Consider the following 15,774-nt stretch of genomic DNA (forward strand, 5'->3'; position numbering starts at 1 on the left):
TTCCGGTGAACTGCGTCGACGTGACGGTAAATCACCTGCGATCGGCGGACGCAGAAGTATGATTCGAAAAAAGAATTTTACAAGCCTTGAACTGGCGGCCCGTCTGATTCACATATCATTTCATAGACGGCGAAGGACCAGTATCCGGGAACGGCTATAGGGGCTTCAACTAGCGAAAGGAGGTGATCCGATGTCTCATGGTTCAGCAATGGGGTCGGTCAAGTCCATTCGGGGAACGCGCCGCTGAGCGACGCCATAGCGTCGGTTTTGCAGACATCCGGTGACTGTCGACTGCGGTTCCGCAGGCGAAGCGCCCTATCCGCAGAATAGCGCGAACCAACGTTTCCCTTGGGCGGCACTTCCGGCCGCTGACCATGTCAATGATGGGCCGCTGGAGACTTATCCCTCCAGCGGCCCCTCTCATATGTGGCGCGGTCTTGCCTGATATAGGCGCGCGAAGATCGCTCCTGCATCGCCCCGCGATCGATCCGCCCTATGGTGCTAGCGCTCCACCCCCTTTGCCTTCCCCCAGGTCCGCGCTGCCGTATATCCGAGATAACCGGTGCCGAAGAGCGCATAGAGCGGTTCGGGCAAGGCACTGAAATAGGCCTGCATCGCCCGGATGATCCCCGCCGCCACGTCGGGGCGCACCCCGCCGATCAGCCCCAGCGGCACCGACCACAGCAACAGTCCGTACATCACATAAAGAAAGGCGGGACGCGCCGACAGCGTCCACCGGTCGCGCGCGATGCGCCTGCGCGTAGAGGTCATGCCGACCCTCCTAACCGATCCGATTGGCAAGCCAGCCGTAGAGAAAGGCCTCGTTGGCGGGCCTGCTCTCGGCCAGCGCCAGATAGCGCTCGCCCTGAAGCGCCTCCAGCGCCTTGAGCAACACCTTCTCGCCCGCGCGCCCGCGCACGGCCAGGAATGCGCCCAGCGCGGCGAGCGTCCTCGCGCCCACGGCCCGATCCACCTTCACATCGGCATAATCCCGCCCGTTGCGGTTGAGGGCATTCAATGCCCGCTGAAGGAAGCCGCCCGCGACCGTGGCCCCCATGTTCACGGCCGTGTCGAACAGTTCCTCCGCCACCGCCGGAGCCAGTTCGGCGACAAAGGCGAAACCCGGCTTCTCCCAATAAAGCCGGCGATAGATCATCTCGGCCACCGACCTGGGCAGCGCCCGCATGTCGCCGCCATAGCCGTTTTCCCGCGCCACGCCTTGGGTGATGCCGAAATTCGTCGGACCGCCGCGATCCGCCGGATGGTTGCTGTAGCCGCCCTCCCGCGCGATGACCTCGTCGATCATAGCCGCAATATCCATGAAAACCGCCCTCCTGTTTCCGAAAGGCGGATCATTTATCCCATTTGGTTAGCTGTAGGACAGCGGAAAAGCGCTGAGGCAGGCCATCCGGCGAGGGAAGGAGACCAGGCAGGCTGAAAAAAGCCCTGCCGGAAATTTGGTCGGGACGAGAGGATTCGAACCTCCGACCCCCACACCCCCAGTGTGATGCGCTACCAGGCTGCGCTACGTCCCGACCGGAGCGGCGCAATTAGAAGCAGTTTGGCGAATATGCAAGCCATTCGATGCAGGCTTTTTGCGCATTCGTCGGAAACCCTAATCATGTTGCCTCAGCCGTGCGATCTGTGTTAGCCGCGCGCCCTTGATCTGTGGGCGTTTGTCTGCGCCCGCGACAGGACAAGAGAAGAAGGCGAAAGTCCCAAGCATGTTCATATCTCCAGCCTTTGCCCAAACCGCGGGCGGGGAATCGTCCGGCGCCTCCATGCTGGTTCAGATGGCCCCGCTGGTCCTGATCTTCGTCGTCTTCTACTTCCTGCTGATCCGTCCGCAGCAGAAGAAGATGAAGGACCACAAGGCCAAGATCGATGCCGTGAAGAAGGGCGATCAGGTCGTGACCGGCGGCGGCCTGGTCGGCAAGGTGGTCCGCGTCGACGATTTCTATGCCGAGGTCGAACTGGCGCCGGGCATGAAGGTGAAGGCGGTGAAGTCCACCCTGACCGACGTGATCGATCCCGCCACCGCCAAGCCCGCGAACGACTGAGACGTCCATGCTGAACTTTCCCCGCTGGGCGGTCTTTGCGATTCTGGCGCCGCTGCTGATCGGCATAGCCTGCGCCGTGCCGAGCTTCCTGCCTGACCGGGTGGTCGAGCAGTTGCCCAAATTCATGCAGACCCGCGTCAATCTGGGCCTCGACCTGTCGGGCGGCAGCCATTTGCTGCTCGAAGCATCGACGCAGGATGTGGCCAAGCAGCGGCTCGCCAATATGGAGGAGCAGGTCCGCACGGAACTGCGTCGGGGCGACACGAAGATCGCGATCGGCGACATTTCCAGCCGCGACGGGAAGCTCAGCTTCATGGTCCGCAACCCGTCGGAGGTGGACGCCGCCGTGGAGCGTATCCGGCCGCTGACGCAGGGTGCGGGCCTCACCGGCCAGCGCGATTTCAATGTCGAGGTGGTGAACAGCTCCACCATCGTCATCACGCCGACCCAGGCGGGCATCGACAATGCGGTCAAGGGCGCGATGGAAGTTGCGACCGAAGTCATCCGCAAACGCATCGACGAGATGGGCACGCGCGAACCGACCATCCAGCAGCAGGGTGACAACCGCATCGTCGTGCAGGTGCCGGGCCTCCAGAATCCCAAGGCGCTGAAGGATCTGCTCGGCCAGACCGCGAAGCTGGAATTCAAGCTGGTCGACGTCAACGCCAACCCGGCCGAAGTCGCGCAGGGCCGCGCCCCGGTGGGCAGCGAAGTGCTGCCCTATCCGACCAATCCGGCCGGGCCGCCGATGATCGCCGTCTACCGGCAGGTCATGGTGTCGGGCGAAGACCTGACCGACGCGCAGCAGGGCTATAACCAGCAGGGCAACGAGCCGAACGTCAACATCCGCTTCAATGGCGCGGGCGGGCGCAAATTCGGCCAGGTGACGTCGCAGAACGTCAACCGTCCCTTCGCCATCATCCTGGACGGCAAGGTGCTGTCGGCGCCGAACATCAATGAGCCGATCCTGGGCGGTTCCGCCGTTATCAACGGCAATTTCACGGTGGAGAGCGCGAACCAGCTCGCGATCGCGCTGCGGTCGGGCAAGCTGCCCGTCGCGCTGACCGTGGTGGAGGAGCGCACGGTCGGTCCGCAATTGGGTGCCGACTCGATCAAGGCCGGCCTTACCGCCTCGATCATCGCGGTCGTCGCCGTCGCGGCCTTCATGTTCCTGAGCTACGGCCGCTTCGGCATGTACGCCAATCTGGCCGTCGCCATCAACGTGCTGGTGATCCTGGGCGTGATGGGCATATTGGGGGCGACGCTGACCCTGCCGGGCATCGCCGGCTTCGTGCTGACCATCGGTACGGCGGTCGACGCCAACGTGCTGATCTACGAACGCATCCGCGAGGAACGCCGTCGGGGCCGCAATGTGGTCCAGTCGATCGAACATGGCTATAAGGAAGCCAGCCGCACCATTTTCGAAGCGAACGTGACCCACGCCATCGCCGGCGGCATCATGCTCGCTCTGGGGTCGGGTCCGGTCAAGGGCTTCGCGATCGTGCTGCTGATCGGCATCGCGACCAGCGTGTTCACCGCCGTCACCTTCACGCGCCTGCTGGTGTCGCGTTGGGTTCGCGCCAAGCGCCCGACCGAAATCCACATCTGACGGGCGGAGAGAAACATGAAACTGCTTAAGCTCGTCCCGGACAACACCAATATCGGCTTTGTGAAGCTGCGCCACTGGGCCTTTGCCCTGACGGCGCTGCTGACCGTGGTGGCGGTCGGTGCGACCTTCTACAAGGGCCTCAATCTCGGCGTCGATTTCGTCGGCGGACTGATGATCGAGGCGAAGTTCGAAACGCCGCCGCAAACCGACAAGGTGCGCGGCGTGATCGACCGGCTGGGCGTGGGCGACGGTTCGCTCCAGCAGTTCGGCGATCCCAGGACAGTGCAGATCCGCCTGCCGCTGCCGGAACAGGGCGGCGCGGGCGCGGCCAACGCCATCGTCGAAAAGGCGCGCAAGGCGATGACGGCGGAATTCCCCGGCGTCACCTTCTCCCGCTACGACACGGTGTCGGGCAAGGTTTCGGGCGAGCTGATCCAGAACGGCGTGCTGGCGGTGATGCTGGCGGTGATCGGCATCGCGATCTTCTCCTGGTTCCGTTACGAATGGCAGTTCGGCGTCTCCACCTTCGTCGCGATCATGCACGACGTGCTGATGACGCTGGGCTTCTTCGCCATCACCCAGTTGGAATTCGACCTCAACATCGTCGCCGCCGTGCTGACGATCGTGGGCTATTCGATCAACGACAAGATGGTGATCGACGACCGCATCCGCGAAAACATGCGCAAATATCGCAAGATGGACATGAAGTCGCTGATCGACCTGTCGGTCAACGAGACGCTGCCGCGTACCGTCATGACCTCCCTCACCGTGCTGCTGGCGCTGGGCGCGCTGCTGCTGCTGGGCGGCCATGTGCTGCGCGGCTTCACTGCGGCCATGATGCTGGGCATCATCGTTGGCACCTATTCCTCGGTCTATGTCTCCTCCTCACTGCTGATCAGCCTTGGCCTGTCCCCCGCCGCGGCGGAGAAGAAGGCGAGCAAGGCCAATCCCGCCGCCCAGGCGGAGCGCATGGGCCCGCGCGACGACGGGGCGCGGCCCTGAACGGGAACAGGTCCGGGATAGAGCTGCGCCGCGATGATGCGGGGCAGGGGCCGATCGTCACCGGCTTTCAGGGTCGCGGCTTTCGCGTCAGGGACGATGTCTTTCCCGACGGCCTGCTGCTCTCTCCCGTGCGGGCGCTCGCCTGGCGTCATGCCCCCGCCGTCGATGCGCTGACCGTCGCGGATCTGGGCGACCTGCTCGATCTGGATGTCCCGCCGGAATTCCTGCTGGTCGGCACCGGCGCGGCCCTGCGCCAGCCGCCGCGCGCCTTCGTGCGCGAACTGGAAGGCCGCGGGATCGGCGTGGAGGTGATGGACAGCCGCGCCGCCGCCCGCGCCTGGGGCGTGCTGCGCGCGGAGGAACGGTGGATCGTCGCGGCCCTCATGCCGCTTGTCTGAGGGGGGCTGTCCGCCCCGCCTTGCGCTTTCCTCTTCCTTTGCCTACTCTTGGGGCAAGTTCCGGCGCCTCTCGGCGCTGGCGAAGAAGAAAAGAGATACGGCCATGGTGCAGCACAGCCGCCCATCGCCGCAGAGTTCCGGCCCGGCCGGCGGAATTTCGGGCAAGGGGGTCCGTTCCGGTCCGGGCAATGGGAGCAAGGCTGCGGCCCTCACTCCCCCGTCGAAATCACGGGGCCTCTTGCCTCACGCGCTGCGGGGCCGGGGGTCCTATGCGGCGATTGACCTCGGCACGAACAACTGCCGCCTGCTGATCGCCAAACCCTCGGCGGACGGCTTCATCGTCATCGACGCCTTTTCGCGTATCGTGCGATTGGGGGAGGGGCTTGCCGCTTCCGGCCGGATCAGCGACGAAGCCATCGAGCGGGCGATTTCGGCCCTCTCGGTCTGCGCCGACAAGCTGCGCCGCCGGCATGTCACGCTGGCCCGTTCGGTCGCGACGGAGGCCTGCCGCCGCGCCTCCAACGGGGCTGAATTCATCCAGCGGGTCTATCGGGAAACCGGCATCGCCCTCGACATCATCAGCGCGCAGGAGGAAGCACGGCTGGCGGTGCTGGGCTGCCACGCGCTGCTGGAGCCGGGCGATGGGCCAGCGCTGATCTTCGACATTGGCGGCGGGTCGACCGAACTGGTGCTGGTGGACGCCAATCGCGCGGGCGCGCCGCATATCGTCGACTGGGTGAGCGCGCCCTGGGGCGTCGTCTCCCTGACGGAGAGCGAGGCGTTCGACCATGCCGATCCCATGGACCGGCTGTCGGCCTATGCCCGGATGCGCGCGCGTGTAGCGGACGCCTTTGCGCCGCTGGCGCGCCGGCTGCCCTCGCCGCAGGCCGATATTCGCCTGCTGGGCACATCGGGCACGGTGACGACGCTCGCCAGCCTGCATCTCGACCTGCCGCGCTACGACCGGCAGGCGATTGACGGGCTGATCGTCCCTTCCACGTCGATGCGGGCGATTTCGGCGCGGCTGTCCTCCATGCCGCTGGCGGAACGGCAGAAGCTGCCCTGCATCGGGACGGAGCGGGCCGACCTGGTCGTGGCCGGCTGCGCCATATTGGAATCCATCCTCGACATCTGGCCCGCCCTGCGACTGGGCGTGGCCGATCGCGGCATTCGCGAGGGCATATTGCGCGGCCTGATGGACCGCGACGGAGTGAAGATGTGAGAGGCACTGGTGCCGGCAAGGTGCGGGTCAAGACGGCGAAGGGGCGGACGGCACAGTCCACCCGCTGGCTCGAACGACAGTTGAACGACCCCTATGTCCGCCGCGCCAAGGCGGAAGGGTGGCGCAGTCGCGCCGCCTTCAAGCTGATCGAACTGGATGAGAAATTCCATTTCGTGAAGGGTTCCCGCGCCGTGGTCGACCTGGGCGTGGCGCCGGGCGGCTGGGCGCAGGTGGTGCGGAAACTCTGCCCCAAGGCGAAGGTGGTGGGCATCGACCTGCTGCCGACCGATCCCATTCCGGGCGTCACGCTGTTCCAGATGGACTTCATGGACGACAAGGCGCCCGTTCTTCTGGCCGAGGCGCTGGGCGACGCGCCCGACCTGGTCATTTCCGACATGGCGGCCAACACCGTCGGGCATGCGGCGACCGACCATCTGCGCACCATGGGACTGGTCGAGGCGGCAGCCATGTTCGCCGTCGAAAATCTGCGCAAGGGCGGCACCTTCGTGGCGAAGGTGTTCGCGGGCGGCACGGACGCCGACCTGCTCGCCATCCTCAAAAGGCATTTCACCACGATCAAGCACGCCAAGCCGCCGGCCAGCCGCAAGGGCAGCGTCGAATGGTATGTCGTGGCCCAGGGCTTCAAGGGGCGCGCCGAAGAAGGCTGATCCCGCTCATCTCTACCAAGAGATTGAAATGCCTGCCTGTTCCTGCGAAGGCAGGCCGTTTGGGGCGTTGGGGGAACATCATTGGTTTCGACGGTATCGACGGTCGCCTATCTGGGGCTGGAAGCGCGCGGCGTGGAGGTTCAGTGCCAGCTCGTGCCCGGCCTCCCCAATTTCATCGTCGTCGGCCTGCCTGACAAGGCGGTCGCAGAAAGCCGGGAGCGTGTGCGCAACGCCATCGCAGCCATCGGCCTGTCGCTGCCGCCCAAGCGCATCACCGTGAACCTTTCCCCCGCCGACCTGCCCAAGGAGGGATCGCATTTCGACCTGCCGATCGCGCTGGCGCTGCTGGGCGCCATGGGCGTGATCGATGCCGAAACGCTTGCGGGCTATGTCGTGGTGGGCGAACTGGGCCTGGACGGCCGCATCGCCCCGACGCCTGGCGTGCTGCTCGCTGCGCTTCATGCCGGGGAGAGGGAACTGGGCCTCGTCTGCCCGGTGGCGCAGGGCGCCGAAGCCGCCTGGGCCGGCCAGGTGGAGGTAATCGCCGCGCCGGACCTGTTGGCGATCCTCAACCATTTCAAGGGCGCCGCCGCCCTGTCGCCCCCGCAGCCCGGCGAGGTGCAGCCGCCGGAGCGAACCGCCGACCTGCGCCAGGTCAAGGGCCAGGAAAGCGCCAAGCGCGCGCTGGAGATCGCGGCGGCGGGCGGCCATAATCTGCTGATGGTCGGCCCGCCCGGCGCGGGCAAGTCGCTGATGGCGAGCTGCCTGCCCGGCATCCTGCCCGAACTGACGCCGGGCGAGGCGCTGGAAACATCCATGGTGGCGAGCGTCGCCGGCACGCTGGAGGGCGGCCGGATCAGCCGCGCCCGTCCCTTCCGCAATCCGCATCACAGCGCCTCCATGGCGGCGCTGGTCGGCGGCGGGCACAAGGCGCGGCCCGGCGAGGTCAGCATGGCGCATCTTGGCGTGCTGTTCCTCGACGAACTGCCCGAATTCCAGCGGACCGTCCTCGACTCGCTGCGGCAGCCGCTGGAGACGGGGGAAGTCACCGTCGCGCGGGCCAATGCGCATGTGACCTTTCCGGCGCGGGTGCAACTGGTGGCGGCGATGAATCCCTGCCGCTGCGGCCATCTGGGCGATCCCGCCTTGGCCTGTTCCCGTGCCCCGCGCTGCGCGGCGGACTATCAGGCCAAGGTGTCGGGACCGCTGCTCGACCGCATCGACCTGCATGTGGAGGTGCAGGCGGTGACGGCGGCCGACCTGGTCCTGCCGCCTCCCGCCGAGGGATCGGCGGAGGTCGCCGCACGGGTCGCGGCGGCGCGGGCGGTGCAGACGCGGCGCTATGACGGCACGCGGCTGCGCACCAATGCCGAGGTGGATGGAGAAAGGCTGGAGGAGGTTGCCGGGCCGGATCAGGCCGGGCGCGAATTGCTGGCGCAGGCGGCCGCGGCGATGAAGCTGTCCGCCCGCGGCTATACCCGCGTGCTGCGCGTGGCGCGGACCATCGCCGACCTGGCAGGCGCGGAGCGCGTCGGGCGCGTCCATGTGGCCGAAGCGCTGAGCTACCGGCGGCGCGCCCCCGTAAACTGAGGACGTTGAACTGACGGGGGCTTTCCCGTCGCCGCGCCAGGCTCAGGGCCTGCGAGGTTCCGCCATCACCACGTCCATGTCGGCCATGGCCAGTCGCAGCAGTTCCACCATGCTGTTGCGCGCGGCGGCGGTGTCGCGGGCGGCGATCGCCTGGTGGACCGCCTTGTGATCGGGCAGGGGGTCGCGCGGCAGCAGCTTCTTGCGATGCTTGAACGTGGTGGTCCAGCTTACCGCCGCCCCCACCGAACTTGCCAGCGCGGCCAGCGCGTCATTATGCGTCGCGGCCAGCACCGCATGGTGGAAACGCTGGTCCGCCGACCGGCCCTCCGGCGTGGAAAGTCCATGCTTCTCCATCTCGTCGAGCGCGGCCGCCATCACGGCCAGTTGCTCATCGGTCCGTCGCCGCGCCGCGAATTCGGCCGCCGCCGGCTCGATCACGCCACGCAGTTCGAACAGGTCGCGCACGAAATCGCGGTCCGGCTCGCCGGCGAACATCCACGCCAGCATTTCCGGGTCCAGCACGTTCCAGCGGCTGCGCGGCAGCACGCGGGTGCCCGCCTTGGGCCGGCTTTCCAGCATGCCCTTGGCGATCAGGATGCGCACCGCCTCGCGATAGGCGGTGCGGGATACGTGCAGCCGCACCGACGCCTCGATCTCGCCCTCGAACAGGTCGCCGGGCTTGTGGACGCCCGTCAGGATCGCAGTGCCCAATTGCCGGGCGATCGCCTGGTGGATGCGCAGCGAGCCCTCGTCCGTCGGAAATTTGCGTTCCGGTCCGTCCTTGCGCTCGCTTCCCACTGCCCTGTTCCCCCTGTTCAGTCCTCAAATGCCGTCGTAGGACAATGCCGGCCACAAAGAAAGGCGTCCGCCACCAACCGCAGCGGCGCGATGTCGGCGTCGATCGCCCGCTGTGCCACCAGATCGACGAAACGGCGATACATGGCGGGATATTCCTGGTCCGGCGCCTTGAGCTGGATTTCCCCGTCCAGGCGCAGCATGTTGCCGCCTTCCGACAGCAGCAGGCTGCCGTTCGCGGTCTCGACCGCGATGTCCCATGTCTGCGGCCCCGTCTGGCGCCAGTCGAACACCGCCTCCACCGCCGCACCGGAAGCCGTCGCCATGCGCAGCGCGGCGCCGATCGGCGCGTCCTTGTTTTCCGGCACCTCCAGGCTGGCGGACAGCATCGTCACCGGCTCCGGCACGATTTCCGTCAGGATCGACAGGGCGTTGATGCCCGGATCGAACACGCCAAAGCCGCCCGCTTCCCAGATCCAGGGCTGGCCCGGATGCCAATGGCGGACATCCTCGCGCCATTGGATGTCGATGCGCCTGACAGTGCGCGACGCCATCCACGCCTTCGCCTGGGCGACCGCCGCGGCATAGCGGCTGTGCCAGCTTGCATAGAGGGTGACGCCCTGCGCGCGGGCAAGGGCGGTCAGCGCCTCCACTTCCGACACCGTGGCGCCGGGCGGCTTTTCCAGGAAGACATGCTTGCCCGCCAGCAGCGCCTGCCGCGCCGCCTGGTATCGGACCTGCGGCGGCTGGCAGAGGATGACGGCGTCCATGTCCCGCTCCCCGGCCAGCATCGCGTCCAGATCGGGATAGTTGTTCACGCCCTCCGCCTGCGCATTGCGGCTGGCGACCGCGACCAGCTCTATGCCCTCGGTCATCGCGATGGCGGGAAGATGCTGGTCGCGGGCGATCTTGCCCAGGCCGACAAGGCCTGCCCGGATGGTCATAGCACTTTCACCCTTGTCTGGCCTTCATCGGCCGCCCGGCGCAGGCCGTTGCGCACGGGCAGGATGAAGGGCGCGGCCTCCACCTCGAACACGTCGCCTTCCTGCGTCGCGAAGCCGTCCGAAAAGGAGAGAGTGGCCGTGCCGAAGAAGTGGACGTGGATGTCGCCCGGACGACGGAACAGACCATATTTGAAATGATGATGTTCCAGATTGTCGATGCGGTGGGACATGTTGGTTTCGCCCGACAGGAACGGCCTTTCCCAGACTGTCTCGCCGTTGCGGACGATGCGGCTGGTGCCGCGCAGATCGTCGGGCAGGTCGCCCAGCAGCAGTTCCGGCCCCAGGGACGCCTGACGCAGCTTGCTGTGCGCCAGCCACAGATAATTGCCCCGTTCGGTGACGTGATCGGAAAATTCATTGCCCAGGGCAAAGCCCAGCCGGACCGGCGTGCCGTCCGCGTCGATCAGGTAGATGCCGGCGACCTCCGGCTCCTCCCCGCCATCCTCCGCGAAGGCGGGCATGGCGAAATCCTCGCCGGGATGGATCAGGCTCTGGCCGTCGCCCTTGTAGAACCATTCGGGCTGCGCGCCGATGCCACCGTCGGCGGGCTTGCCGCCCTCCACGCCCATCAGGAACATGCGCATGCTGTCGGTCAGTTCACCCGCCGCGGCCGCCTTGTGCATCTTGTCGCGCCCTTCGGCCGAGCCAAGATGGGTAAGGCCGGTGCCCGCGACCAGCAGATGCGCGGCATCCTCATGATCGATGGGGCAGAGCAGCCGGACGGTGGAAAGGTCCACCGCTCCGCCCAGGCGCGCTTGCGCCATGGCGGCGAGGGCCGTTCCGGCCGCAATCGCCTCCAGCGCCAGCGCTCGGGTGGAGCTTGCGCCCTCCACGCGCCGGGCCGCGCCGCTGGCGTCGAGGGCGGCGACGCCGCGACGGCCGCCTTCCTCGAACTGCACCAGCGAACGGATGGCGGACTGATCGGGGGACTGATCAGGGGACAGGGTCACCGGGCGATCTCCAGCCTGCCCTCGACACGGCGGTTGAGCTGCCAGGGATTGGCGGCCTGCAGGGCGGGCGGCAGCACGGCGTCGGCCACATCCTGATAGCAGACCGGGCGCAGGAAGCGCATCATGGCGAGCGTGCCCACGGATGTGGAGCGCCCGTCGGAGGTCGACGGGAAGGGACCGCCATGGACCATGGCATGGGTCACCTCGACGCCGGTCGGCCAGCCATTGGCGAGCACGCGGCCGACCTTGCGCGACAGCGTGGGCAGCAGCCGGGCGGCATCGGCCTGATCGCTCTCCTCCATCTGCAGCGTCGCGGTCAACTGGCCCTCCAGATCGGCGATGGTGGCGATCATCTCCTCGACGGTCGCGCATTTGACGAGGATGGAAGAGGAACCGAACACCTCATGCGCCAGCGCGGGATTGGCGCGGAAGCGATCGCCGCTGGTGGCGAACAGCGCATGCTGCCCGCGATTGACGCCGTCTCCCGCGACGCCGCGCGCGACCGTGGTGACGCCCTCCGCGCCGGACAGGGCGGCGACGCCCTTTTCATAGGCGGCATGGATGCCGGGCGTCAGCATGACCTGCGCCGCATTGCCCGACAGCGCTTCTGCGGCCGAAGCGACGAAGCGGTCGAGGTCGGGGCTGTCGAGCGCGATCACCAGGCCCGGATTGGTGCAGAACTGGCCCGAAAACAGGGTCAGCGATCCGACGAAGGCAGTGCCCAGCGCCTCGGCGCGGGCGGCCAGCGCGCCGGGCAGCAGCACGACCGGGTTGATGCTCGACATTTCGGCATAGACCGGGATCGGTTCGGCGCGCTCGGCGGCGATCTTCATGAGGGCCAGGCCGCCGCCGCGCGACCCGGTAAAGCCCACCGCCTTGATGCGCGGATCGGCCACCAGCGCGCCGCCAAGGTCGTTGGTCGTGCCGGGCAGGTAGGAAAATACGCCCTCATGCAGGCCGCTTTCCCTGACCGCCGTCGCGATGGCGCGGGCGACCAGTTCGCCGGTGCCGGGATGGGCCGGGTGGCCCTTCACCACGACTGGGCAACCCGCCGCGAACGCCGACGCCGTGTCGCCGCCCGCAACGGAGAAGGCGAGCGGGAAGTTGGACGCGCCGAACACGGCGACGGGGCCGACCGACTGATTGACGCGACGCAGGTCGCTGCGCGGCAGCGGCTGGCGCTCCGGCAGGGCCTTGTCGATGGTCGCGTCCAGCCAGTCGCCCTGGCGCACATAGCCGGCGAACAGGCGAAGCTGGCCGACGGTGCGGCCCCGTTCGCCCTCCAGCCGGCCGCGCGGCAGGCCGGTTTCGCTCATGGCCGTGGTGATCAGCAGGTCGCCAATCGCCATGATGCCGTCCGCCACCGCCTCCAGAAAGGCGGCGCGGGCGTCCGGCGTCAGGGTCGAGAAGCTCTCGAACGCGGCATCGGCCAGCGCGCAGGCGTCCGCGACATCGGCGGCCGAGGCGTTGTGGAAGGCGACCTCGCCCTTCGCGCCGGTCGACGGGTCGATGGCGAAGAAGGGTGCGCCGCCCTGGCGCTCGCTCGCGCCGACAAGGATGGCTCCGTTGAACATGGGGAAAACTCCGAAAAGGGGATCAGTGCCGAAAGGGGATCAATGCCGAAAAGGGGATCAATGATTATCGCGCGGCAGACCCATGGTCTGGGCGATGCGCTGATATTTTTCCGCGCCCTCCAGGATCGCGCCGGTATTGAGCTGGCCGACCACGGAGCGCTGGATTTCCTGCCAGGGCGTCTGCGAGGCGGGATAGGGATAGCCGCCCTCGGCCACCAGCTTCGCCCGGCGGCTCGCGAGTTCCTCGTCGGAAATGAGGACGTTCACCACACCCTTGTTCAGGTCCATCCGCACCCGGTCGCCGGTCTGGAGCAGCGCAAGGCCGCCCATCGCCGCCGCTTCGGGCGAGGCGTTGAGGATGGAGGGACTCCCGCTCGTGCCCGACTGGCGCCCGTCCCCGATGCAGGGCAGGGCGGACACGCCCTCGGTGATGAGATAGGCGGGCGGCCGCATGTTCACCACCTCCGCCGCGCCCGGATAGCCGACCGGACCCGCGCCGCGCATGAACAGCAGCGTGTCGGGCGTGAGGCCGACGGCGGGATCGTCGATCCGCGCATGATAGTCCTCCGGTCCGTCGAACACGACCGCCGGTCCTTCAAAGGCATTGGGATCTTCGGGATTGGACAGATAGCGCTGGCGGAACTCGTCCGAAATCACGCTGGTCTTCATCACCGCCGCGTCGAACAGATTGCCCGACAGGACGAGGAAGCCGGCTTCTTCCTTCAATGGCTGGGCGAAGGGACGGATGACCTTTTCATCCTCGATCTCCGCGCCCCTGCAATTCTCGCCCATCGTCTTGCCGTTGACGGTCATGGCGCCCTCGCGGATCAGTCCCTGCCCGATCAACTGGCCGACCACGGCCGGAACGCCGCCGGCGCGATAATAATCCTCGCCCAGATATTCGCCCGCGGGCTGGAGGTTCACCAGCAACGGCACCCTGTGCCCCACCGTCTCCCAATCCTTGAGCGGCAGGTCGACGCCGACATGGCGCGCGATCGCGGTCAGGTGGATCGGCGCATTGGTCGACCCGCCAATGGCCGAGTTCACCACTATGGCGTTGTGGAAGGCGTCCAGCGTCAGGATGTCGGAGGGCTTCAGGTCCTCCGCCACCATCTCGACGATCCGCTTGCCGGTCCGATAGGCGACCTCCTGCCGGTCGCGATAGGGCGCGGGGATCGCCGCCGAACCCGGCAGCATCATGCCCAGCGCCTCGGCCAGCGAGTTCATTGTCGTCGCCGTGCCCATGGTGTTGCAATAGCCGGTGGAGGGTGCCGACGACGCCACCAGCTTGATGAAGCCCTCATCGTCGATCTTGCCCGCCGCCAGCAATTGCCGCGCATGCCACACGATCGTGCCCGAACCCGTCCGCTCGCCCTTGAACCAACCGTTCAGCATCGGCCCGACCGACAGCGCGATGGCGGGGATGTTGACCGTCGCCGCCGCCATCAGCAGCGCGGGCGTCGTCTTGTCGCAGCCCGTGGTGAGCACCACCCCGTCCAGCGGATAGCCGTACATCGCCTCGACCAGTCCCAGATAGGCCAGGTTGCGGTCCAGCCCCGCCGTCGGCCGCTTGCCGGTTTCCTGGATCGGGTGGACGGGAAATTCCAGCGCAATGCCGCCCATTTCGCGAATGCCCTCGCGCACGCGCTCGGCCAGCACCATATGATGGCGATTGCACGGGCTGAGGTCGCTGCCGGTCTGGGCGATGCCGATGATCGGCTTGCCGCTGCGCAGTTCTTCCAGGCTGAGGCCGAAATTCAGGTAACGCTCCAGATAGAGCGCGGTCATGTCGATATTGTCTGGATTGTCGAACCAGGCGCGGCTGCGAAGCTTGTTAACGGGCTTGGACGAATCATTCATGGAAAAGGCACCTGTCGAAGAAAATGACCATTTTATTCCGGGCAAGTTGACCCGCTTGCCTCTCCGATATACTCATACAAATAGAATATCAAGGATGCTTCGGACAAAGTGATGGATTTGATGGGCCGCTATGAGGTTGTCGGGGACTGGGGCACCAGCCGCCTGAGGCTGTTCCGGGTGGAGCAGGGCCGCGTGACGGCGCGTCATGACGGCCCCGGCATCGCCGCGGCGCGGGGACAGTCGGAGGCGGTCTTCACTGCCACCATCGGCCCCTGGCTGGACCAGGCCGCACCCGCGCAGATCCGCCTGTGCGGCATGGCCGGCGCCCGCGACGGCTGGGTGGAGGCACCCTATGCGGACTGCCCGGCCGACGCCGTCGCCTGGCGCATGGCGTCGGCCCGGTTCGAATGGCGTGGCGTGCCCGTCGCGATCATGGCCGGCCTTGCCTGCACGAACCCGAACGGCGCGCCCGACGTGATGCGCGGGGAGGAGACGCAGATCTTCGGCGCCATCGCGCGCGATCCCGCGCTGGGCCAGGGCCGCCGGCTGGTCGTCCTGCCCGGCACGCACAATAAATGGGCGGTGGTGGAGGATGGCCATGTCACCACCTTCCGCACCATGCCGACGGGAGAGCTTTTCGCGCTGCTGCGGGACCATTCCACCCTCGGCGCCCAGACCGACCAGCCCGATCCCGCGCAGGAGGCGCAGGGCTTTGCCGAAGGCCTGGCGCGTGCGGAGGGAGGGCGGCTGCTCTCCTCCCTGTTCGCCGCGCGGAGCATGCGGCTGCGGGCGGGGCGATCGGCCCAGTGGGCGGCGGGCTATCTGTCCGGCCTGCTGATCGGGGCGGAGATCGCGGAAGTCGCGGACATGCTGGAACAGGATGACGATATCCTGCTGATCGGCGACGGCCGCCTCTCGATGCTCTATGCCCAGGCGCTGGGCAGGCGGGGGCTGGCGACGCAGGTGCTGGAGGGCGATGCCTGCGCGCTCGCCGGCCTCGGCCTTTCCTGATGAGGGATGGGGACCATTTCATTCCCCCACC

The 15,774-nt window shown here is 67.1% G+C and carries 15 protein-coding genes and 1 tRNA gene; 8 read left to right on the forward strand and 8 right to left on the reverse strand.

The features are described from left to right. Positions 1-501: 501 nt before the first annotated feature. The 3 genes from MRBLMA1_RS17770 to MRBLMA1_RS17780 all read right to left on the reverse strand — a co-directional run bounded on the left by MRBLMA1_RS17770 (position 502) and on the right by MRBLMA1_RS17780 (position 1,535). Entirely contained in the window at positions 502-771 is a 270-nt protein-coding gene (locus tag MRBLMA1_RS17770; protein WP_363738572.1) for a 3TM-type holin, read from the reverse strand. A 10-nt stretch (positions 772-781) separates the two neighbouring features. Next, complete coding sequence (locus MRBLMA1_RS17775) at positions 782-1,321, reverse strand: glycoside hydrolase family 108 protein (protein ID WP_363738574.1); 540 nt, start codon at positions 1,319-1,321, stop codon at positions 782-784. A gap of 137 nt (positions 1,322-1,458) precedes the next feature. After that, positions 1,459-1,535, reverse strand: a tRNA-Pro gene (locus tag MRBLMA1_RS17780). Positions 1,536-1,724: 189 nt separating this feature from the next. On the opposite strand from MRBLMA1_RS17780, the gene yajC reads away from it, so the two are divergent. The 7 genes from yajC (at position 1,725) to MRBLMA1_RS17815 (ending at position 8,549) form a co-directional block, all read left to right on the forward strand. Next, positions 1,725-2,060: a preprotein translocase subunit YajC gene (gene yajC / locus MRBLMA1_RS17785; protein WP_363738575.1), complete on the forward strand. Its 336-nt coding sequence runs from the start codon at positions 1,725-1,727 to the stop codon at positions 2,058-2,060. Between the two features lie 7 nt (positions 2,061-2,067). Then, a complete protein-coding gene (gene secD / locus MRBLMA1_RS17790; RefSeq protein ID WP_363738576.1) occupies positions 2,068-3,669 on the forward strand; it encodes a protein translocase subunit SecD in 1,602 nt (533 codons plus the stop codon). Positions 3,670-3,684: 15 nt separating this feature from the next. Next, positions 3,685-4,671 (forward strand): protein translocase subunit SecF, encoded by a 987-nt coding sequence (gene secF, locus MRBLMA1_RS17795; RefSeq protein ID WP_363738577.1) that lies wholly within the window; start codon positions 3,685-3,687, stop codon positions 4,669-4,671. A gap of 113 nt (positions 4,672-4,784) precedes the next feature. Then, positions 4,785-5,069 (forward strand): MTH938/NDUFAF3 family protein, encoded by a 285-nt coding sequence (locus MRBLMA1_RS17800; protein ID WP_414714660.1) that lies wholly within the window; start codon positions 4,785-4,787, stop codon positions 5,067-5,069. Positions 5,070-5,172: 103 nt separating this feature from the next. Further along, entirely contained in the window at positions 5,173-6,291 is a 1,119-nt protein-coding gene (locus MRBLMA1_RS17805; protein ID WP_363738579.1) for a Ppx/GppA phosphatase family protein, read from the forward strand. Next, positions 6,288-6,959 (forward strand): RlmE family RNA methyltransferase, encoded by a 672-nt coding sequence (locus MRBLMA1_RS17810; protein ID WP_363738581.1) that lies wholly within the window; start codon positions 6,288-6,290, stop codon positions 6,957-6,959. Before MRBLMA1_RS17805 ends, MRBLMA1_RS17810 begins: the two co-directional genes overlap by 4 nt. Positions 6,960-7,040: 81 nt before the next feature. Then, positions 7,041-8,549 carry a YifB family Mg chelatase-like AAA ATPase gene (locus tag MRBLMA1_RS17815; protein ID WP_363738583.1) on the forward strand — a complete coding sequence of 503 codons (1,509 nt, stop codon included), beginning with the start codon at positions 7,041-7,043 and terminating at the stop codon, positions 8,547-8,549. A gap of 42 nt (positions 8,550-8,591) precedes the next feature. Here the strand turns inward: MRBLMA1_RS17815 and MRBLMA1_RS17820 are convergent, their stop codons facing one another. From MRBLMA1_RS17820 to MRBLMA1_RS17840, 5 genes are read right to left on the reverse strand one after another with little or no spacing between them, the layout of a single operon-like run. Then, the gene (locus tag MRBLMA1_RS17820; protein WP_133652647.1) at positions 8,592-9,347 is read right to left on the reverse strand and encodes a FadR/GntR family transcriptional regulator; all 756 of its coding nucleotides are present in this window, start codon (positions 9,345-9,347) and stop codon (positions 8,592-8,594) included. Positions 9,348-9,364: 17 nt separating this feature from the next. Further along, entirely contained in the window at positions 9,365-10,288 is a 924-nt protein-coding gene (locus MRBLMA1_RS17825; protein WP_363738585.1) for a Gfo/Idh/MocA family protein, read from the reverse strand. Then, positions 10,285-11,298: an AraD1 family protein gene (gene araD1 / locus MRBLMA1_RS17830; protein WP_363738587.1), complete on the reverse strand. Its 1,014-nt coding sequence runs from the start codon at positions 11,296-11,298 to the stop codon at positions 10,285-10,287. The genes MRBLMA1_RS17825 and araD1 overlap by 4 nt, the downstream gene beginning before the upstream one ends. Continuing rightward, the gene (locus MRBLMA1_RS17835; RefSeq protein ID WP_363738589.1) at positions 11,295-12,872 is read right to left on the reverse strand and encodes an aldehyde dehydrogenase (NADP(+)); all 1,578 of its coding nucleotides are present in this window, start codon (positions 12,870-12,872) and stop codon (positions 11,295-11,297) included. The genes araD1 and MRBLMA1_RS17835 overlap by 4 nt, the downstream gene beginning before the upstream one ends. A gap of 57 nt (positions 12,873-12,929) precedes the next feature. Then, the gene (locus MRBLMA1_RS17840) at positions 12,930-14,732 is read right to left on the reverse strand and encodes an IlvD/Edd family dehydratase (protein WP_363738591.1); all 1,803 of its coding nucleotides are present in this window, start codon (positions 14,730-14,732) and stop codon (positions 12,930-12,932) included. Positions 14,733-14,843: 111 nt separating this feature from the next. Here MRBLMA1_RS17840 and MRBLMA1_RS17845 point away from each other — a divergent pair, with 111 nt between their 5' ends. Next, positions 14,844-15,743, forward strand: coding sequence for a 2-dehydro-3-deoxygalactonokinase (locus MRBLMA1_RS17845; protein WP_363738953.1), 900 nt, complete (start codon positions 14,844-14,846; stop codon positions 15,741-15,743). Positions 15,744-15,774 lie beyond the last annotated feature (31 nt).

Source organism: Sphingobium sp. LMA1-1-1.1 (assembly GCF_040676365.1).
GTDB lineage: Bacteria > Pseudomonadota > Alphaproteobacteria > Sphingomonadales > Sphingomonadaceae > Sphingobium.